At 63.9% G+C, this 18795-nt stretch carries 15 protein-coding genes and 4 tRNA genes; 11 read left to right on the plus strand and 8 right to left on the minus strand.

The annotated features are described in order from the left end of the window. Positions 1–61: 61 nt before the first annotated feature. Positions 62–466 carry a cytidine deaminase gene (locus PSELUDRAFT_RS16025; protein WP_088967786.1) on the plus strand — a complete coding sequence of 135 codons (405 nt, stop codon included), beginning with the start codon at positions 62–64 and terminating at the stop codon, positions 464–466. Between the two features lie 73 nt (positions 467–539). On the opposite strand, the gene tilS is transcribed toward PSELUDRAFT_RS16025, so the two are convergent. Both tilS and PSELUDRAFT_RS16035 read right to left on the minus strand, forming a co-directional pair. Then, positions 540–1844 carry a tRNA lysidine(34) synthetase TilS gene (gene tilS, locus PSELUDRAFT_RS16030; protein WP_162291271.1) on the minus strand — a complete coding sequence of 435 codons (1305 nt, stop codon included), beginning with the start codon at positions 1842–1844 and terminating at the stop codon, positions 540–542. Continuing rightward, positions 1834–2799: an acetyl-CoA carboxylase carboxyltransferase subunit alpha gene (locus tag PSELUDRAFT_RS16035; protein WP_088967788.1), complete on the minus strand. Its 966-nt coding sequence runs from the start codon at positions 2797–2799 to the stop codon at positions 1834–1836. The genes tilS and PSELUDRAFT_RS16035 overlap by 11 nt, the downstream gene beginning before the upstream one ends. A gap of 230 nt (positions 2800–3029) precedes the next feature. Here PSELUDRAFT_RS16035 and PSELUDRAFT_RS16040 point away from each other — a divergent pair. From PSELUDRAFT_RS16040 to PSELUDRAFT_RS16060, 5 genes are all read left to right on the plus strand, one after another. Further along, positions 3030–3105 (plus strand) — tRNA-Val (locus PSELUDRAFT_RS16040). A 9-nt stretch (positions 3106–3114) separates the two neighbouring features. Further along, positions 3115–3191 (plus strand) — tRNA-Asp (locus PSELUDRAFT_RS16045). Between the two features lie 31 nt (positions 3192–3222). Then, positions 3223–3298, plus strand: a tRNA-Val gene (locus PSELUDRAFT_RS16050). A gap of 9 nt (positions 3299–3307) precedes the next feature. After that, positions 3308–3384: transfer RNA gene (locus tag PSELUDRAFT_RS16055), tRNA-Asp, on the plus strand. A 125-nt stretch (positions 3385–3509) separates the two neighbouring features. Then, positions 3510–5375 (plus strand): M3 family metallopeptidase, encoded by a 1866-nt coding sequence (locus PSELUDRAFT_RS16060; RefSeq protein ID WP_088967789.1) that lies wholly within the window; start codon positions 3510–3512, stop codon positions 5373–5375. A 68-nt stretch (positions 5376–5443) separates the two neighbouring features. On the opposite strand, the gene PSELUDRAFT_RS16065 is transcribed toward PSELUDRAFT_RS16060, so the two are convergent. The 3 genes from PSELUDRAFT_RS16065 to pmbA all read right to left on the minus strand — a co-directional run bounded on the left by PSELUDRAFT_RS16065 (position 5444) and on the right by pmbA (position 8544). After that, a complete protein-coding gene (locus PSELUDRAFT_RS16065; RefSeq protein WP_088967790.1) occupies positions 5444–5932 on the minus strand; it encodes a disulfide bond formation protein B in 489 nt (162 codons plus the stop codon). A 46-nt stretch (positions 5933–5978) separates the two neighbouring features. Continuing rightward, positions 5979–7112 carry a patatin-like phospholipase family protein gene (locus PSELUDRAFT_RS16070; RefSeq protein ID WP_088967791.1) on the minus strand — a complete coding sequence of 378 codons (1134 nt, stop codon included), beginning with the start codon at positions 7110–7112 and terminating at the stop codon, positions 5979–5981. A gap of 79 nt (positions 7113–7191) precedes the next feature. Next, positions 7192–8544 carry a metalloprotease PmbA gene (pmbA, locus tag PSELUDRAFT_RS16075; protein ID WP_088967792.1) on the minus strand — a complete coding sequence of 451 codons (1353 nt, stop codon included), beginning with the start codon at positions 8542–8544 and terminating at the stop codon, positions 7192–7194. Between the two features lie 102 nt (positions 8545–8646). Here pmbA and yjgA point away from each other — a divergent pair, with 102 nt between their 5' ends. From yjgA to PSELUDRAFT_RS16100, 5 genes are all read left to right on the plus strand, one after another. After that, positions 8647–9213, plus strand: coding sequence for a ribosome biogenesis factor YjgA (gene yjgA, locus PSELUDRAFT_RS16080; RefSeq protein ID WP_088967793.1), 567 nt, complete (start codon positions 8647–8649; stop codon positions 9211–9213). Then, entirely contained in the window at positions 9210–9788 is a 579-nt protein-coding gene (mog, locus tag PSELUDRAFT_RS16085; protein WP_088967794.1) for a molybdopterin adenylyltransferase, read from the plus strand. The genes yjgA and mog overlap by 4 nt, the downstream gene beginning before the upstream one ends. Next, positions 9788–10765: a YheT family hydrolase gene (locus tag PSELUDRAFT_RS16090; protein ID WP_088967795.1), complete on the plus strand. Its 978-nt coding sequence runs from the start codon at positions 9788–9790 to the stop codon at positions 10763–10765. Before mog ends, PSELUDRAFT_RS16090 begins: the two co-directional genes overlap by 1 nt. Before the next feature lie 10 nt (positions 10766–10775). Continuing rightward, on the plus strand, positions 10776–11567 hold the full coding sequence (gene trpC / locus PSELUDRAFT_RS16095) for an indole-3-glycerol phosphate synthase TrpC (protein ID WP_088967796.1): 792 nt from the start codon (positions 10776–10778) through the stop codon (positions 11565–11567). A gap of 89 nt (positions 11568–11656) precedes the next feature. Continuing rightward, the gene (locus PSELUDRAFT_RS16100) at positions 11657–13177 is read left to right on the plus strand and encodes a PilZ domain-containing protein (protein WP_088967797.1); all 1521 of its coding nucleotides are present in this window, start codon (positions 11657–11659) and stop codon (positions 13175–13177) included. 84 nt (positions 13178–13261) lie between these two features. Here PSELUDRAFT_RS16100 and PSELUDRAFT_RS16105 read toward each other — a convergent pair whose 3' ends face one another. The 3 genes from PSELUDRAFT_RS16105 to PSELUDRAFT_RS16115 form a co-directional block, all read right to left on the minus strand. Continuing rightward, positions 13262–14464 (minus strand): acetyl-CoA C-acyltransferase, encoded by a 1203-nt coding sequence (locus PSELUDRAFT_RS16105; RefSeq protein ID WP_088967798.1) that lies wholly within the window; start codon positions 14462–14464, stop codon positions 13262–13264. Between the two features lie 188 nt (positions 14465–14652). Then, complete coding sequence (locus PSELUDRAFT_RS16110) at positions 14653–17028, minus strand: 3-hydroxyacyl-CoA dehydrogenase/enoyl-CoA hydratase family protein (RefSeq protein WP_088968538.1); 2376 nt, start codon at positions 17026–17028, stop codon at positions 14653–14655. 206 nt (positions 17029–17234) lie between these two features. Continuing rightward, positions 17235–18638, minus strand: a complete 1404-nt coding sequence (locus PSELUDRAFT_RS16115) for an OmpP1/FadL family transporter (RefSeq protein WP_088967799.1) — start codon at positions 18636–18638, stop codon at positions 17235–17237. Positions 18639–18795: the final 157 nt, after the last annotated feature.

An 18795-nucleotide genomic window follows, 5' to 3' on the forward strand; every position in this document is an offset into this window, starting at 1 on the left:
AACAATTGACAAGCCCGCCGCGTGAGCGGAATATCGCGCGCCCATCTCAAGGAGAACCGGCATGGGTCACCACATCCCCTGGCAGGAACTGGAAAAACAGGCACGCGCCGCCGCGCGCCAGGCTTACGTACCCTACAGCCGCTTTGCCGTTGGCGCCGCGCTGCTCACCAGCGATGGCCGCATCGTGCGCGGCTGCAATGTGGAGAACGCCTCCTACGGCCTGACCAACTGCGCCGAGCGCACCGCCATCTTCAGCGCCCGTGCCGATGGCATGAGCGAAGTGCTCGCCGTCTGCATCTACACCCCCACCAGCGCCCCCACCCCGCCCTGCGGCGCCTGCCGTCAGGTGCTCAACGAATTCGGCCCCGGCATGGCGATACGCGCGGTCTGCGATGGCACGGAGCGCATCGACACCACGCTGGACGTCCTGCTGCCCGGCGCCTTCGGCCCGATGAATCTGGCCTGAGCCGGGCGAGCCAACAAAAAACCGCCGCGATCCAGGCCTGGAACGCGGCGGTTTTTTGTTGCGGCAGGCAGAATCAGCTGCGGCTTACCGCTGCCGGCAGCCATTGCGGCCACCAGCCGCCCGCTTCCAGCCCGATTTCAGCCAGCGCCACACCGGGCACACCCAGCAACTCGCCGTCCGCGCTGCGCAGCAGCGGCCAGTCGGCACGCAGCAAGGCCGGCACCGCCTGCTCCTGGAACAGCTTCTTGATAGCCTTGCGGCCAACCTTGAGTGACAACACGTCGCTACCCTGCCGCGCCGTCAGCTGCACCACCCGGCCCTGCCAGGCTGCCGGCAGGCCATGCCCACGCTGCCAGTGCAGCACGCCATGCGAGCCATGCCAGTCTTCGCCCACCCGGCATGCCTGTGGCCACGGCGGTGGATGCGTCACCGCCCGTACGCGCCGCAGCTCGCCGCGATAGACATACAGCTCACCCGCCGGCAACGCCAGCCGTGCCTCCTCGCCAGCGGCCAGGGCCGCCAGCAGGCCATCCAGCGCATCCGGCGCCGGTAGCGGCCAGTTCGCCTGTGACAGCCAGTGCAGCAGCAGATTGCGCTGCCGCGGCAGGCTCAGCGCCAGCAAGCGCACCAGCAACAGGCTATCGCCGCTTACCGCCTCCCGGCGATCCAGCTGCGCCATATCGTCCAGAATCGCCGCCGCATCGGCCATGCGCCGTGCACTGCGCTGCAGCTGCGCATCCAGCTGCGGTAGCCGTTGCCGCAATGCCGGCAGTGTTTCCAGCCGCAGGTGATTGCGCAGATAGTTGGCCGCATCCTGGTTGGAGTCGTCCTCCACCCACTGCAGGCCATGCGCCTCGGCATATTGCCGCAGCACCTTGCGGCCAACCTTCAGCAGCGGCCGCCACAGGGTCTTGCCCTGCCATTGCCGGCGGGTCGGCATCGCCGCCAGCGCCCGCGGGCCGCCGCCACGCAGCAGCTGCAGCAATACGGTTTCCGCCTGATCGTCGGCATGCTGCGCCAGCACAACGACAGGCGCCGGCGAAGCGGCAAACGCCTGGTAGCGTGCGGCACGAGCCAGCGCCTCCAGGCTCTGCCCGCCGCCACGCTGCAGCGTTACGCGCTCGACGCGCAGCGCTACGCCGTACTGCGCACAGAGTTGGCCGCAGAACGCTGCCCAGGCATCGGCATGGCGGCTGATGCCGTGATGCACGTGCACGGCGCTGACCGCCGGCCCGCCGGCCTCGTCGCGCCAGCGGCACAGCAGGTGCAGCAGCACGCAGGAATCCAGCCCGCCGGACAGTGCCAGCTCCAAATGACAAAGGCCGGACAATTTGTCCGGCCAGTGGGCAATCAGCTGTGGCAGCAGGTCAGGCTGCATCTTCCTTGAAGCGGCCATAGCTCATCAGGCGATCGAAGCGGGTTTTCAGCAGCTCGGTCGCATCACGGCCGGCGGCTTCCTTCAACTGTTCCTGCAGCACGCGCTTCAGTGCAGTCATCATCGCCGGATGGTCACGATGGGCGCCGCCCAGCGGTTCGTTGACCACGCGGTCGATCAGGCCCAGCGACTTCAGGCGCGGCGCGGTAATGCCCAGCGCTTCTGCCGCATCGGCAGCGCGTTCGGCAGTCTTCCACAGAATGGAAGCACAGCCTTCCGGCGAAATCACCGAGTAGGTGGAGTACTGCAGCATGTTGACGTAGTCGCCCACGGCGATAGCCAGCGCACCGCCGGAACCGCCCTCGCCGATCACGGTCACGATGACCGGCACCTTCAGGCGGGTCATTTCGTACAGGTTGCGGCCGATGGCTTCGGACTGGCCGCGCTCTTCGGCACCGATACCGGGGTAAGCGCCCGGGGTATCAACAAAAGTAATGATCGGCAGGCCGAATTTCTCGGCGGTACGCATCAGGCGCAGTGCCTTGCGATAGCCTTCCGGACGCGGCATGCCGAAGTTGCGGTAGATCTTGTCTTTGGTGTCGCGGCCCTTCTGATGGCCGATCACCATTACCGGCTGGCCGTTGAAGCGAGCCAGGCCACCCACGATGGCCGGATCGTCGGCAAAGGCGCGGTCGCCATGCAGTTCCTGAAAATCAGTAAACAGGCTGCCAATGTAATCCAGGGTATACGGGCGTTGCGGGTGACGTGCCACGATGGCGATCTGCGACGGCGTCAGTTTGCTGTACAGCGTCTTGGTCAGTTCCTGACTCTTCTTCTGCAAGCGGGCAATCTCTTCCGAGATATCGAGGACGGAATCGTCTTGGACGAAACGCAATTCCTCTATCTTGTTCTCGAGCTCGGCAATCGGCTGCTCAAAATCAAGAAAGGTCGGCTTCATGCTTAGGTTCCGATTAGGGACAATCGAGCAATGATACATGAGCGGTTTGCATCACGCATCACCCTGTCCGACAAAATGCCGTGGGCATCATTAATAACAAAAACAGGTGCTTGAATATTTGCATGCAGAAATTTGCGAATAGCCCTTGCAGCCCCGCCAATGCTGTGTTTTAATTCGCCTCCTCGCTGAACGACGCAGCAAAAAGCAGCCGGTTCAGCAGACAGATTTCAGGGCGTTTAGCTCAGTTGGTAGAGCGTCTGCCTTACAAGCAGAATGTCGGCGGTTCGACTCCGTCAACGCCCACCAGTTTAGGTTGGAGCGGTAGTTCAGTTGGTTAGAATACCGGCCTGTCACGCCGGGGGTCGCGGGTTCGAGTCCCGTCCGCTCCGCCAACATACAATTCAGCAGTACCGGACAAGTTTCGGGCGTTTAGCTCAGTTGGTAGAGCGTCTGCCTTACAAGCAGAATGTCGGCGGTTCGACTCCGTCAACGCCCACCAGTTTAGGTTGGAGCGGTAGTTCAGTTGGTTAGAATACCGGCCTGTCACGCCGGGGGTCGCGGGTTCGAGTCCCGTCCGCTCCGCCAGAATCAAGCAAGCCTTTCCAGCAATGGAAAGGCTTTTTTGTTTTCCCGCTCCATCGGGCAGCACCCCTCCCTGTCCGCCGGCTTTGGCGTTAAGCTGCCGGTTTTCCGCTGCATCCGGACCCGCCATGACCACGCCACAAGCTTTCTTCGACCAGCTTAACCAGGACTACCTGCACGTTCACAAGACAAAGGAAGACCTGTTCTGGGCCACCTACATGGCCACCAGTGACGATCACGCCGGCTTTGCCCGCGCCGAACAGGCATTCAAGGATTTCATCTCCAGCCCGCAAAAGCTGGCACAAACCCGCGAACAGTTGGCCGCAGCCCGTGCGCTGCCCGCCAGCGCCGAACGCGATGCTCTGCTGCACGGCCTGGGCGGCTGGCTGGCGCTGTTCGAAGCCAACATCATCGACAACGACACCGCCCGCCAGCTGATGGCGGAACTGATCGATGCCGAGGCGGCATTGTTCGCCCGCAAGCGCGAGCTGGTGCTGCACCACACCAACGAACAGGGCGAGCAGGAAGAAGCCACCCTGGGCATGCTGGCCACCAATATCAGCATGAACGCCACGCCGGACTGGCGCCGCAGCTCGTACCAGGCCTTCCTGCAACTGGAACAATGGGTGCTGGACAACGGCTTTCTCGATATCGTGCGCCTGCGCAACCGCCTGGCCCGTGCACTGGGCTTTGCCGACTACTTCGACTACAAGGTGCGCAAGAACGAGCAGATGAGCCCGGCGCAGCTGTTCGCCATCCTCGACGATTTCGAGGCGCGCACCCGCGACGCCAGCCAGCGCGGCCTGGCGCAACTGGCAGCACAGCATGGCGCCGACGCCACCCTGCCGTGGAACATCCGCTACCACATGAGCGGCGACGTGATCCGCCAGATGGACCCCTACCTGCCGTTCTCGCGCGCCCTGCGCCGCTGGGTGGAGAGCTTCCGCCGGCTGGGCATCCGCTACCGCGGCGCCACGCTGCAGCTGGATTTGCTGGAACGCAAGGGCAAGTACCAGAACGGCTTCTGCCACGGCCCGGTGCCCACCTTCTTCGACCGCGACGGCAACTGGGTGGCCGGCCAGATCAACTTTACCGCCGAGGCCAAGCCGGACCAGGTCGGCAGCGGCCACCGCGCCATCAACACCCTGTTCCACGAAGGCGGCCACGCCGCGCACTTCGCCAACGTCAGCCAGAACTCGCCCTGCTTCTCACAGGAGTTCGCCCCCACCTCCATGGCCTATGCCGAAACACAGTCCATGTTCTGCGACAGCCTGCTGGACGATGCCGACTGGCTGAAGCGCTACGCCCGCAATGCCGCCGGCGAGGCCATGCCGGACGAGCTGATCCGCGCCCGCATCGAAAGCAGCCAGCCGTACCGCGCCTTCAACGAACGCATGCTGGCGGTGGTGGGCTATTTCGAGCGCGAGCTGTACCAGCTGGGCGACGACGCACTGACCGCCGAACGGGTGCTGCAACTGGCCCGCACCACCGAACGCCGCATCCTGGGCGTGGACAGCCCGCGCCCGCTGCTGGCCATTCCGCACCTGCTGAACCAGGAATCCGCAGCTGCCTACCACGGCTACCTGCTGGCCAATATGGCGGTGTACCAGACCCGCGCCTGGTTCCTGCAGCGCTTCGGCTACCTCACCGACAACCCGGCCATCGGCCCGCTGCTGGCCGGGCATTACTGGGCGCCCGGCAACAGCATCAGCCACGATGCCACGCTGCGCAGCCTCACCGGCGAAGGCTTCAGCGCCCGCCATCTGGCCGATGCCTGCACGCTGAGCAGCGAAGAAGCCTGGCAACAGGCCAGACAGAGCATGCTTGCGGCCAACGTCCGCGACTATCCGCAGGACTTCCCGGCATCGCTCGATGCCAGCATCCGCATCATCGACGGCGACGAACTGCTGGCCGACAACAGCCTGTCCGAAGAGGACATGTGCCAGCGCTTCGAGGCCTGCATCGCGCAGCGCTACCCTGCCACCCGGCAGTAAACCTGCACGCCCAAAGAAAATCCCCGCCTGTTGGCGGGGATTTTTGTTGCACGGCAGCCGGATAGCGCTCAGCGCTGGCGCCAGCCATTCCACAGCGCGAACACGATCAGCGCCACGAACAGCAGCCCGGTCCACACCGGCATGGACTGACCAAGGAAGGTCCAGGTAATTTCGGCACACTCGCCGCTACCCTTGAACACCGCCGCGACCACCTGCTGCAGCGGCAGGGTCTCCATCATAAAGTCCAGGCCCGGGCCACAGGCCGGCACCTGCCCCTTGGGCAGATGCTGCAGGTAGACGTGCCAGCTCGACACCAGACCGCCGCCAACCGAGGCCAGCGCCACCAGCACGGCAGCCAGCTTTGCCCGCCACTGCCGCGGGTTGATCAGCGCGAACAATGCGGCCAACACGCCGGTGGCGATCACGCCAACGCGCTGGAAGATGCACAGCGGGCACGGCTCCAGGCCCAGCACGTGCTGCGCATACAGCGCAAAGCCCATGGCGGCAACACACACTACGGCGATAGCCGCAAACCCCTGTCGTTGAGTAAGACTCATGATTCCCCTTTGATAACCGGTACAGGCAGCAAACAACTGCAGACCGTCAGTATTCCAGAAAATTCAAAATTTCTGCCTGTCTTGCCATGGCATCGCGATAGCCCAGCTCGATCAGCTCCTTGCAGTAACCCGGCTCGAACAACAAATAACTTGCCAGCACCGAACCCCGCTGCCGCATGGCGCCGGCACCGCGCAGCAGGAAGCGCATGGCAGGCGGGAAGCTGCGCACATGCTTGTAGGCAATGGCCTCCAGCGACATGCTGGGGGAGATATTCAATACCTCCACCCGCTTCAGCGGCGTGCGGCCACTGCTGCGCACATGCTCGTCGATCAGCGAGATGGTGTGATTCACCCGCGTCAGCCGCTCCATGTCGGCCGCCATGCTGTCAAAGAAGATGCTGTTGAGCAAGTGGCCAAAGATCATCGCCAGCGTCGGCCGGTCGGCGCGCAGGCGTCGCTCGCCGCTTGGCCGCGCCGAATTCAGCCCCACAACGAACAGCTTTTCCGCCCCCAGGTGCAAGGCCGGCGACAGCGGCGCCATCTGGCGGATGGCGCCATCGCAATAGAAACGCCCGGCAATGGTAGCGGCCGGGAAGATCAGTGGAATCGCCGACGTGGCCATCAGGTGATCCAGCCCGATGCGCTCGCGCATGCCGTGACGCTGGTGGCGATCCCACTCGTCAATGCTATCGGCCCCTTCAAAAAAGCTGACCGACTGCCCGGTGGTATAGCAGGAGGCAGTCAACGCCAGTGCGTGCAGGTCGCCACGGGAAATGGATTGCGCTATGCCTTCGAACTGCACCGAGCGCGACAGCAGCCCGCGCAGCGGCGCATTGTCGAGAAAGCTTGGCGGGTTGTGCACCAGCTTGCCGCCGGTGAATACCGAGCCGCCCCACTGCAGGAAAGCGTTGACAAAGAACGGCCAGTCCGCGCGGTAGACATCCTCCACGTGCAGGCCCTTCCACATCTTGGCCAGAAACGCGGTGGCACGGCGAAAATGCATTGCCCCGGCCGCCAGCCCCACCGCATTGATGGCACCGGCGGACGTGCCGCTGATGATGGGAAACGGATTGCCACTGCTGCGCGGCAGCATGTGTGCCACCGCCATCAGCACCCCCACTTGATAGGCGGCACGCGCGCCGCCACCGGCCAGCACCAGGCCCACTGCAGGCTTGTCCATGACCCCTCCCTGTTTTTCTTCATTATGGGACAGCATCACGATAGAAAACGGCCCGCTGCAAGCGGGCCGTCGGGGCGGATCAGGCTTCGCCCGCCACCATCATTCTTTCCAGCAGCACCGAACCCATGTAGCGGCTGCCGCGGCGGTCGATGTCATCGCCGATGGCCGTGATGTGCTGCAGCATCTCGCGCAGGTTGCCGGCAATGGTGAACTCCTCCACCGGGTAGGCGATCACGCCGTTTTCCACCCAGAAACCGCTGGCGCCGCGCGAGTAGTCGCCGGTCACCATATTGATGCCATGACCCATCAGTTCGGTTACCAGCAAGCCGCTGCCCATCTGCCGCAGCAGTGCCTGCAGGCCACCGCTCAAGGTTGGCCGCACCAGCAGGTTATGCGCGCCACCGGCATGGCCGGTGCTCTGCATGCCGAGCTTGCGTGCCGAGTAACTGCCCAGGAAGTAGCCCTGCAGCACGCCGTCCTTCACCAGCTCGCGCTCGCGGGTGGCCACACCCTCCTCGTCGTAGCAGCCGCTGGCCAGGCCGCGCACCAGGAACGGGTCCTCATGCACGTTCAGCAGCGGCGCAGCCACCTGGGTGCCCAGCGAATCCAGCAGAAAGCTCGATTTGCGGTACAGGCTGCCGCCGCTCACCGCCTGCACCAGGTGCGACAGCAGGCTGCCGGCCACCGGCGCCTCGAACAGCACCGGGTACTGGCCGGTCTTGACGCGGCGGCCATCCAGGCGGCGCACGGTGCGCTCGCCGGCAATGCGGCCAACCTCGGCAGCCGCCAGCAAATCCTGCGGATGTCGCGCGCTGCTGTACCAGTAGTCGCGCTGCATGCTGTCGCCGCCACTGGCCACCACCGCAGCAGACAAGCTGTGGCGCGAGGTGGTCTGGCTGGCGACGAAGCCGCTGCTGTTGCCGTAGCTGTGGCGGGTAACATGGCTGGAGACGCTGCCGCCTTCGGAATTGCTGATGCGCGCATCCACTGCGCGCGCGGCATCCTCGCACTCGCGGGCAATGTCGATGGCGCGCTCCACCGGCAGCTCCCACGGCTGGTACAGGTCGAGCTCACGGCCGTTGGCGCGATCGAACAGCAGCGCCGGGTCGGCCAGCCCTGCACAATCGTCCTCGGCGGTATAGCGCGCGATATTCAGCGCCGCCGCCACGGTATCCGCCAGCGCCTTGTCGGAGAAGTCCGAGGTGCTGGCATGACCTTTCTTCTGGCCGATGTACACCGTCAGCGACACACCCTTGTCGCGGTTGTACTCGATGGTTTCCACTTCGCCCAGGCGCACCGACACGTTCTGCCCGCAGCTTTCCGACACATCGGTCTCGGCCGCAGTCGCGCCGCCATCGCGCGCCAGGTCCAGCATGCGGCCAACTATGCCTTCCAGGGCCGCTTCGCTATAAGAAAAAATGTGTTCCGACATATCCGCTTTCCGCTAGATGCACATTGCGCGCCCTGTGCGGGCGGCCGTGCGGGGGTGATTTCCGGTATCATACCAGCTTGACACTTTAAGCAAGCTTTACCAATGGCTACTGATTACCTTAACGATAGCGACAACGGCCTGCCGCCCAGCAGATCCCAGCTTAAACGCGATAGCGAGGCCTTGCAGGAACTGGGCCGCGAACTCACCGAACTGCCCGCCGGCAAGCTCAAGAAAATGGAGCTGGACGAGCAGCTGCTGGTTGCCGTGCTCGACTACCAGCGCTTTACCGCCAACGGCGCCAAGCGTCGCCAGATGCAGTACATCGGCAAGCTGATGCGCAGCATCGACCCGGAGCCGATCGAGGAGAAACTGGCCGCCCTGCGTGGCGATGCCAGCGCCCACACCAACTGGCTGCACCTGCTGGAACGCTGGCGCGAGCGCATGCTGGAAGACGACAAGCACGTACAACAGTTCATCGCCGAATTCCCCGAGGTGGACGTGCAGCAGCTGCGCACCACCGTGCGCAACGCGCGCAAGGAGCGCGCCGAGGACAAGGCACCCAAGGCCGCACGCCAGCTGTTCCAGATGATCAAAGACCTGATTCCGCAGCAAGGCAAGCAGAAGAACGCACCGGACGAAGACTTCGACGACGAGGAAGATCAGGCATGACACTGAGAATCGGCTTGGTTTCCATTTCCGACCGCGCCAGCCAGGGCGTGTACGAAGACAAGGGCATTCCGGCACTGGTGGACTGGCTGGCCCTGGCCATCAGTTCGCCCTTCGTCACCGTCGCCCGCCTGATTCCGGACGAACAGCCCGAGATCGAAGCCACGCTGCAGCAGCTGGTGGACGTGGAAGGCTGCCAGCTGGTGCTCACCACCGGCGGCACCGGCCCGTCGCCGCGCGACGTCACCCCGGAAGCCACCCTGGCGGTGGCCGATCGCGTGATGCCCGGCTTTGGCGAACAGATGCGCCAGATCAGCCTCAAGTTCGTACCCACCGCCATCCTGTCGCGCCAGGTGGGCGTGATCCGCAAGCAGAGCCTGATCCTCAACCTGCCCGGCCAGCCCAAGGCGATCCGTGAAACGCTGGAAGGCCTGCGTGAAGAAGGCGAAGTAACCGTGCCCGGCATCTTCGCCGCAGTCCCCTACTGCCTGGACCTGATCGGCGGCCCCTACGTCGAAACCCGACCGGAAGTCGTCAAGGCATTCCGCCCCAAATCCGCCATCAAACCGCAAGCCTGATGACCTACCAGCCGCCGCGCTGGCTGCACGGCAGCCATGCCGACACCATCTGGCCGGCCGTGTTCATCCGTCAGCGCCCGCCGGTCTACCGCCGCGAACTGTGGCTGACGCCGGACGGCGGCCAGATTGCCGTCGACCGCGTGGACGGGCAGCCCGGCACGCCACTGGTGGTCCTGTTCCACGGGCTGGAAGGCAGCAGCCACAGCCACTACGCCATCGCGCTGATGCAGGCCGTGGCGGCACGCGGCTGGCACGGCGCCGTATCGCATCTTCGCGGCTGCGGCGGGGTGGAAAACCGCCAGCCGCGCGCCTACCACGCCGGCGACTCGGCAGAAGTGGAGTGGATTCTGCGCCGCCTGGTCGGCGAGCAGCCGCTGCTGTTCGCTGTCGGGGTGTCGCTGGGCGGCAATATGCTGTTGCGTTACCTGGGCGAACAGGGCGCGGCGGCGCTGCCGCTGGCCGCCGCCGCGGTATCGGTGCCGGTTGACCTGACCGCCGCCAGCAGCCGGCTGGATCGCGGCCTGGGAAAATGGCTGTACACCCGCCTGTTTCTTTCCACGCTGAAGCCCAAGCTGCTGCGCCAGCTGCAACACCACCCGCAGCTGTTCGATGCCGCCGCCATGCTCCGCGCACGCACCTTTGCCCAGTTCGACGACCTGGTCACCGCCCCGCTGCACGGCTACCGCGACGTAGGCGACTACTGGGCCCGCGCCAGCAGCAAGCCGCTGCTGCGCCAGATCATGCGGCCAACCTTGCTGCTGAACGCGCGCAACGACCCGTTCCTGCCGCCCAGCGCCCTGCCGCTGCCCGCCGAAATCAGCCCGGCCGTTACGCTGGAGCTGCCGGAGCGCGGCGGCCACGTCGGCTTTGCCACCGGCCCGTTCCCCGGCCGGCTCGACTGGCTACCGCAACGTCTGCTAGCATTTTTCGACACTCACCTTACCGCCATCGGCCAGCGCGCCCAGGGCAGCAATTGAAGGCTTGGACATGTCCGACATCCTCACCAAAATTTTTGCCACCAAGATTCAGGAAGTCGCCCAGCGTCGCCCGCTGCGTTCGCTGGCCAGCCTGCGCAGCGAGGCCGAAGCCCGCCGTGGCGACAGCCGCGACTTCGTGGGCGCCATCCGCGCCAAGCATGCCCAGGGCCTGCCGGCGGTGATTGCCGAAGTCAAGAAAGCCAGCCCCAGCAAGGGCGTGATCCGCGCCGACTTCGACCCGGCAGCCATTGCACAGAGCTACGCCGCTGCCGGTGCCGCCTGCCTGTCGGTACTGACCGATGCGCCCTACTTCCAGGGGCACGAAGACTACCTGGTCGCCGCCCGCGCCGCCTGCCAGCTGCCGGTGCTGCGCAAGGACTTCATGGTGGACGAGTACCAGATCGTGGAAGCCCGCGCCATTGGCGCCGACTGCATCCTGCTGATCGCCGCCGGGCTGTCGCTGTCGCAGATGCAGGATTTTGAAGCACTGGCGCACGAGCTGGGCATGGCCGTACTGGTGGAAGTGCACGACGAACACGAGCTGGAAGCCGCACTGCAGCTGAAAACCCCGCTGGTGGGCGTGAACAACCGCAACCTGCGCACCTTCGAAGTGGACCTGGGCACCACCCTGCGCCTGCTGCCGAACATCGACCGGGAGCGCATCGCGGTAACCGAAAGCGGCATCCTCACCCCGCAGGATGTGGCCATGATGCGCGAACAGCAGGTAAACACCTTCCTGGTGGGCGAAGCCTTCATGCGCGAGAGCGATCCGGGCGCCGGACTGGCGCGCCTGTTCTTCTGAATTGACAGTATTCGCTTAATTCACTTGCAGCACCTGTATTCAGCGGCCATATTTGCATAGGCACGCCAGCAACGACGGTTCAACACACGATGATCGATCTCAAAGCCATACTCCGCGCCGTCACCAATGGCAGGCGCAACAGTGCAGACACCACGGAGTCCGCCACCCGGCTGGTCAATACCCTGCCGACGATGGACAGTCGGCCGGCACTGGTGGAGATCATCAAGGCCGTCGCCCGCATCAACAAGGATGTCAGCGTCACCTTCAAGGACCGCATCCATACCTTGCTGTATGTGGACACCCACACTGCACCGATCCACCATCACCTGTGCCTGGACTACCTGTCCGGCACGCCGCGTGCGCGCGCCTACCTGCCCACCATCCTGGCGTACTGGACCGAGCTGGCCAACGGCTACCTGCTGTGCCTGCGCCAGAGCCAGAACAGCAAGACCCCGCTGCTGACCAGCTCGCTGGAACTGGCGGCCATGCGCGCACTGCACCACCAGCTGAGCCTGATCCGCTGGAGCGCGCTGCGTTACATCTACGCCGACGGCAGCACCTGGCTGCAGGCATACCGGCTGTACTCGCTGATCGAGCAGGCCGGCTTCCAGCAAAAGCCGCTTACCCTGTACGACAACGCCACGGAAAGCGTGACCGCGGAACAGATGCTGATCCAGGCCGCCATGCTGCACCTGGCGCAAACCGACAACCTGGTACCGATCGAGATCGAAGCCATTCACCTGATGCTGTCGCGGCTCTCCGATGACGTGCACCTGGGCGACGGCGCCACCGACAGCGACTTCCAGTACGTGATCAACCTCGACCTGCCGGCCCCGCCGCAACTGCTGCGCCGCGGCACCCTGGGCAAGGGTTGCCGCTTCTGGTCCGGCGAAGCGGTGGTCAACCGCCTGGCCGACCTGATCCTGGACTTCGACCAGCAGATTCCGGATTCCTTCAAGCAGGCGCTGCCGTCGATGAGCGCCGACACCTGGCGCGGCCTGCTGCAGAAGCTGTCCACGCGCTGGTCGCAGGACGGCGGCAAGTCGATGCGCCGCCACGAGCGGCTGGTCACCAACAGCATGGCCAAGGTGGAAGTGGGCTTCGAGCGCATTGCCCACTTCCTGCGCCTGAGCCGCAACGTGCCACTGGGCGACGAGCAGTTCACCGACGAATGGCGCATCACCGACTCCAGCGATGCCGGCATCGGCCTTACCTACCTGGGGCGCGATGTCGACAGCCTGCTGATCGGCCGTACCATCTGGATCACCACCCGCGGCCAGCCGGCGCAGTTGGGGCTGATCCGCCGCGTGCAGCGCCTGAGCGAAGGCGGCACCAAGGTGGGCATCGAGGTGCTGGGCAATATGCCGCTGCCGGTGCAGTTGAGCGAAAACATCAACAGCACGCCGTTCAACGGCATCTACATCACCCAGAACAATACCCGCTGCGGCCAGCGCATTTTCCTGGTGCCCAGCAAACTGGGGGCCAGCAACCGCGTGCTTACCCTGTCCGCCAACGGCAAGACCTACCAGATCCGCCTCAACAACCTGGTGGCCAGCCACGAGGATTGCCAGCATGTCGAGTTCGAGGCGCTGGAGCGGCTGAATACCTGATGCCGACCCGAGCTGCCAAAAGAAAAGCCCGGCAATAGCCGGGCTTTTTCCATGCGGCCAACCCAAGGGTTGGCCGCATACCGCTTACAGCACCTCGATGATGCCAGCGGCACCCATGCCGGTGCCGATACACATGGTCACCATGCCGTAGCCCTGCATGCCGGCATCACGCATGCCGTGCACCAGGGTAGCGGTACGGATGGCACCGGTAGCACCCAGCGGGTGGCCCAGCGCGATGGCGCCGCCATGCGGGTTCACCTTGCTGCCGTCCAGTTCCAGGTCGCGCATCACTGCCAGCGCCTGGGCAGCGAATGCCTCATTCAGTTCGATCCACTTCAGATCGTCCTGGGCGAGACCCGCCTGCTTCAGCGCGGCCGGAATGGCTTCCTTCGGGCCGATACCCATGATTTCCGGCGGCACGCCCTTCACCGAGAAGGTGACGTAGCGGCCCAGCGGGGTGAGGTTGAATTCCTTCAGCACGCGCTCGGAAACCAGGATCACTGCACCGGCGCCATCGGACATCTGCGAGGAGTTGCCGGCAGTTACCGAACCCTTGGCATCAAACACGGTCTTCAGCTTGCCCAGGCCATCCAGCGAGGTGTCGCGGCGCGGGCCTTCGTCGGTATCCAGCAGGCGGCTGGTGCTGATCACTTCGCCGCTTTCCAGGTTCGGCGTGCGGTAGATCGCTTCCAGCGGGGTGATCTCGTTCTTGAACTTGCCGCCGTCGATGGCCGCGATGGCGCGACGGTGCGACTCCACCGCAAACGCATCCTGGTCTTCGCGCGACACGTTCCACTGCTGCGCCACCTTCTCGGCGGTCAGACCCATGCCGTAGGCAATGGCGTAGTTCTCGTCCTTGGCGAAGATGGCCGGGTTCAGCGACACCTTGTTGCCCATCATCGGCACCATGGACATCGACTCGGCGCCGGCGGCGATCACCACGTCGGCCTCACCCATGCGGATGCGGTCGGCAGCCATCTGCACGGCGTTGATGCCGGACGAGCAGTAACGGTTGATGGTGATGCCGCCCACGGTGTTGGGCAGGCCGGCCAGCAGCACGCCGATACGCGCCATGTTCAGGCCCTGCTCCGCTTCCGGGAAGGCACAACCCACCACGCAGTCGGAAATCAGCTTCGGGTCCAGCGTCGGCACCTGGGCCAGCGCGCCGGTGATCACATGCGCCAGCATGTCGTCCGGGCGCACGTGGCGCATCATGCCGCGCGGCGCCTTGCCCACCGGGGTGCGGGTAGCCGCAACGATGTAAGCTTCCTGTACTTGTTTACTCATTTTTCGATTCTCCTGGCGGCAGCTTGACCTGCCCTCAGCATGTCAACCCGCCTATGTTTCTGGCCTTACAGGGCTTGCGGGAGGATTCGTCGCGAGCGGACCGGGTTTGAAGCAGGAAGCACAGCCGTACAAATGGTACGGCGGGCATCACGGTTTCAAGACCGGCTCACGGAATCACCCCCAAGCGATCAGTTACGCAGCGGCTTGCCGGTAGTCAGCATGTTGGCGATGCGATCCTGGGTCTTGCTGGTCTTCAGCAGGGTCATGAATGCCTTGCGCTCCAGATCCAGAATCCACTGCTCGTTCACCAGCGTGCCCTGCTCCACGTCGCCGCCGGTCATCACGTCGGCGATCAGGCCGGAGATGAAGAAATCGTGCTGGCTGATGAAGTGGCCTTCCAGCATGTTCACCAGCTGGCCCTTGATGGACGCTGCGCCGGCGCGGCCGGCCACCGGGAAGGTGGCGCCACGCAGCGGCGGGCGGTAGCCGGCCTCGGCCATGGCAATCGCCTGTTGCTTGGCAACGTGCAGCAACTCGTAGCTGTTGAACACCACCGGGTCACCCTTGCGCAGGAAGCCAATTTCCTGTGCTTCCTGGCCGCTGGTGGCTACCTTGGCGGTAGCGATGGCCATGAAGTAATCCTTCAGCGCTGCCAGCACATCGCCACGGGCTTCCTGTGCGGCACGGAAGGCAAACTCCTTGCAGCCGCCGCCGCCCGGCAGCAGGCCCACGCCCACTTCCACTAGGCCAACATAGGATTCCAGCGCCGCCACGGTCTTGTCGCAGTGCATGGCGAACTCGCAGCCACCACCGAATACATAGCCCTGGGTGGCCGCCACGGTCGGTACCTGACTGTAGCGCAGACGCATGGAGGTGTCCTGGAAGCGGCGCACGGTGGCGTCGATAGCATCCCAGTCGCCCATCATGAAGGCCGGCATCATCGAGGTCAGATCGGCGCCGACGGAGAACGGCTCCTCGGTCTGCCAGATCACCAGGCCCTTGAAGCGGGCTTCGGCGATATCCAGCGCGGTGTGCAGGCCGTCGATCACGTCCGGGCCGATGGCATGCGCCTTGGACTTGAACGACACTACCAGCACGCCGTCACCAGTGGTGAAGGCGCGCACGCCGTCGTTCTCGAACACGGTTTCGCCCAGCGGCGCATTCGCTTCGCCCAGCACCTTGGCCGGCGCCAGCTGGCGCTGGTACACGTCCAGGGTGCTGCGGCCAACCAGCTTGCTGCCGGCAGCGTCGAAGGAGCCATCGGCAAAGTGTACGCCGGCACGATCCGCCTGCAGCACCCATGCCGGCAGCGCGGCGGAGGTCAGCGCCTTACCGGCCTGAATGTCTTCGGCGATCCACTTGGCTACCTGCTGCCAGCCGGCTGCCTGCCAGGTCTCGAACGGGCCAACGCTCCAGCCGAAGCCCCAGCGAATGGCAAAATCCACGTCGCGGGCGCAGTTGGCGATGTCGCCCAGGTGGAAGGCGATGTAATGGAACACGTCGCGGAAGCAGGCCCACAGGAACTGCGCCTGCGGGTGCTCGCTGTCGCGCAGTTTCTGGAATTTTTCCGCCGGGTTGGCGATCTTCAGGATGTCCTTGACCGCGTCGTCGCCCTTCTGGCCGCTACCCACGTACTCGCCCTTGGCCGGGTCGAGCACGAACATCTGCTTGCCATCCTTCTTGTAGATGCCGGCACGGGTCTTGGCACCCAGTGCGCCGGCGGCGATCAGCTTCTGCAGCCATTCCGGCGACTTGAACAGACCGTGCCACGGATCGTTCGGCAGCGTGTCGTCCATGGTCTTCACCACGTGGGCGAAGGTATCCAGGCCCACCACGTCGGCAGTGCGGAAGGTGGCGGATTTCGGGCGACCCAGGCGCGGGCCGGTCAGGTCGTCCACCACGTCAAAGCGGATGCCGAATTTCTCGGCATTGGCGATAGTGGCCAGCATGGAGAACACGCCGATACGGTTGGCCACGAAGTTCGGCGTGTCCTTGGCACGTACCACACCCTTGCCCAGGGTGGTCACCAGGAAGCGTTCCAGGTTGTCCAGCATCGCCGCGTCGGAGCCCACGCACGGGATGATCTCGACCAGGTGCATGTAACGCGGCGGGTTGAAGAAGTGCACGCCGCAGAAACGCGGCTTCAGTGCGGCCGGCAGGCCATCGGCCAGCTGGTTGATCGACAGGCCGGAGGTATTGGTGGCGAAGATGGTGTGTTCGCCCAGGTGCGGCGCCACCTTGGTGTACAGGTCGGTTTTCCAGTCCATGCGCTCGGCAATCGCTTCGATCACCAGGTCGCATTCCTGCAGCAGGTGCAGGTGCTCTTCATAGTTGGCCGGCTGGATGAAATTCACCGCATCCTTGTTGGACAGCGGCGACGGCTTGAGCTTTTTCAGACCCTCGATGGCCTTCAGCGCAATCGCGCTCTTCGGGCCTTCCTTGGCAGGCAGGTCGAACAGCACGGTCGGCACCTTGGCATTAACCAGATGAGCGGCGATCTGCGCCCCCATCACGCCGGCGCCGAGCACGGCCACCTTGCGCACGATGAATTTGGTTTGAGACATGGTTTCCTCGGTTGTCTTGTCGAACAAACATGGTGAAGGCCTCTCGGATTATAGATTCCGGGTAGACCCTGACGGGGACTTCCACTGCACCGGCGGCGCCTGGATAGTAACTGAACAGAAGTTCAGCATTTCCCTTAAAAAAACACGGCAGCCCGCTACCGTGTCCTGCGGCCAACCCCCAGGTTGGCCGCATACTGCATTACGACTTAAAAGCGATAGTTGTACTGCACACCCAGGAACTGCAGATTGGTCTTGTAGGTGCCCTTGGTGGTTTCGCCGTTACCGGTACAAGTAGTGGCATCCGGGTTGCAGCTATCCTTGTAGTTCATCTTGGCGTCTTTGAACATCACGTAGCTGTAGGCGAAATCCAGCGAGGATGCCTTGTTCAGCTTGTAATTGGCACCAACCGACAGCCAGTAACGGTCGCTGTCCGGCAGGGCCGCGTGACGCAGCGTCTCATCCTTCACCGGCGACTGGTCGTAGGCCACACCGGAGCGCAGGGTCAGCGCATCGTTGTAGTGATAATTCATGCCCAGCGACAGCTTGTAGGTATCGCGCCAGTTCTGGCGAATGACCAGATCGCCCTCGCCCGGCTGATCGAATTTGATATCGATGCTCTTCATGCGCGAGTGGCGGGTCCAGGTAAGGTCGGCCATCAGGTCAACCTTGTCATTCAGCTTGTGGAAGGCGTTGGCGGATACCGATTCCGGCGTATCCACCGACACAGAGCCGCCCGAGGACACATGACCCAGTTGCTTGGCCAGACCCTGGATGGTGGCCACGATTACCGGGTCGGCGTTGACCATGGAGTAATCCCAGGTAGCGGAGCCGGTAAGCTTGTGATGGATATTGGAACGGTAGGCCAGGCCGAAGCGGGTGTTGTCATCCAGTTTGAACATGTAGCCCACGTTGGCGCCGAAGCCCCAGCCGTCGGCATCCAGCGATGCCTGACCGTCGGTGGTGGAGCCCAGGTTGGCCGCATGCGCACCCAGCCCGGCGATGATTGCTGCCTGGGTCGGCCCCGGCAGGATGGCGAAGCCGCCAGCCACATCCACTGCCTTGCTCAGCTTGGCCTTCATGTATTGCGCGGAAACACCCACACCCACCGACTGGCGATCATCCAGCTTGAAGGAAAACGACGGGTTGAAGTTGAGGGTTTCCAGCTTGATGCTTTCCAGCGCATAGCGGCCGGCCCAGGAGTGGCCGTAGTCCAGCTGCGCGCCATACGGCACGAAGATCCCCAGACCCACGTGCATTTTGCTGTTCAGCTGGTGGGTGAAATAGAAAGACGGTGCGGCAACCAGCGACGGGGCAAAACTATCACCGTTACCGCCAGTGGTTGCGGCGCCGGTTACTTTGGTCGAACCCTGATTGGTGAATTCGGAATGCGGCACGACGAAAGTCAGGCCGCCGGAGAAATTGGTGCCATCCAGCAGCGACATGCCGGCCGGGTTGTAGAACAGCACGGAGGCATCGGCAGCTTCAGCACCGTTGGCGTGCGCAGTGCCCTGGGCCGAAACACTCTGAGAGCCGAAATGATAACCGGATGCCGAAGCAACGGCGGAAACCCCCATCATCAACAAGGAAAGGCTGATGCGTTTTAATTGCATGGTGTTAATCCCTCTGTGCGTTTTTTTGCAGTGCTGTCTCGATCGTTTTGTTTTGTCGATCTGTTGCCGATGGTATCAGTTTCGATACCCAATTCAAGAATTTTCGAGCGAACGTTCCAAACAATCGTTTCATTGTTGCCACACCAAGGCCGTGCGG

The organism is Vogesella sp. LIG4 (genome assembly GCF_900090205.1).
Taxonomy (GTDB): domain Bacteria; phylum Pseudomonadota; class Gammaproteobacteria; order Burkholderiales; family Chromobacteriaceae; genus Vogesella.

Coding starts and splice junctions, on each gene's coding strand:
- PSELUDRAFT_RS16105 (WP_088967798.1), bottom strand. CDS start 14,464: ATGAGTAAACAAGTACAGGAAGCTTACATCGTTGCGGCTACCCGCACC.
- trpC (WP_088967796.1), top strand. CDS start 10,776: ATGTCCGACATCCTCACCAAAATTTTTGCCACCAAGATTCAGGAAGTC.
- yjgA (WP_088967793.1), top strand. CDS start 8,647: ATGGCTACTGATTACCTTAACGATAGCGACAACGGCCTGCCGCCCAGC.
- tilS (WP_162291271.1), bottom strand. CDS start 1,844: ATGCAGCCTGACCTGCTGCCACAGCTGATTGCCCACTGGCCGGACAAA.
- PSELUDRAFT_RS16035 (WP_088967788.1), bottom strand. CDS start 2,799: ATGAAGCCGACCTTTCTTGATTTTGAGCAGCCGATTGCCGAGCTCGAG.
- PSELUDRAFT_RS16110 (WP_088968538.1), bottom strand. CDS start 17,028: ATGTCTCAAACCAAATTCATCGTGCGCAAGGTGGCCGTGCTCGGCGCC.
- PSELUDRAFT_RS16090 (WP_088967795.1), top strand. CDS start 9,788: ATGACCTACCAGCCGCCGCGCTGGCTGCACGGCAGCCATGCCGACACC.
- PSELUDRAFT_RS16065 (WP_088967790.1), bottom strand. CDS start 5,932: ATGAGTCTTACTCAACGACAGGGGTTTGCGGCTATCGCCGTAGTGTGT.
- PSELUDRAFT_RS16115 (WP_088967799.1), bottom strand. CDS start 18,638: ATGCAATTAAAACGCATCAGCCTTTCCTTGTTGATGATGGGGGTTTCC.
- pmbA (WP_088967792.1), bottom strand. CDS start 8,544: ATGTCGGAACACATTTTTTCTTATAGCGAAGCGGCCCTGGAAGGCATA.
- PSELUDRAFT_RS16060 (WP_088967789.1), top strand. CDS start 3,510: ATGACCACGCCACAAGCTTTCTTCGACCAGCTTAACCAGGACTACCTG.
- PSELUDRAFT_RS16025 (WP_088967786.1), top strand. CDS start 62: ATGGGTCACCACATCCCCTGGCAGGAACTGGAAAAACAGGCACGCGCC.
- mog (WP_088967794.1), top strand. CDS start 9,210: ATGACACTGAGAATCGGCTTGGTTTCCATTTCCGACCGCGCCAGCCAG.
- PSELUDRAFT_RS16100 (WP_088967797.1), top strand. CDS start 11,657: ATGATCGATCTCAAAGCCATACTCCGCGCCGTCACCAATGGCAGGCGC.
- PSELUDRAFT_RS16070 (WP_088967791.1), bottom strand. CDS start 7,112: ATGGACAAGCCTGCAGTGGGCCTGGTGCTGGCCGGTGGCGGCGCGCGT.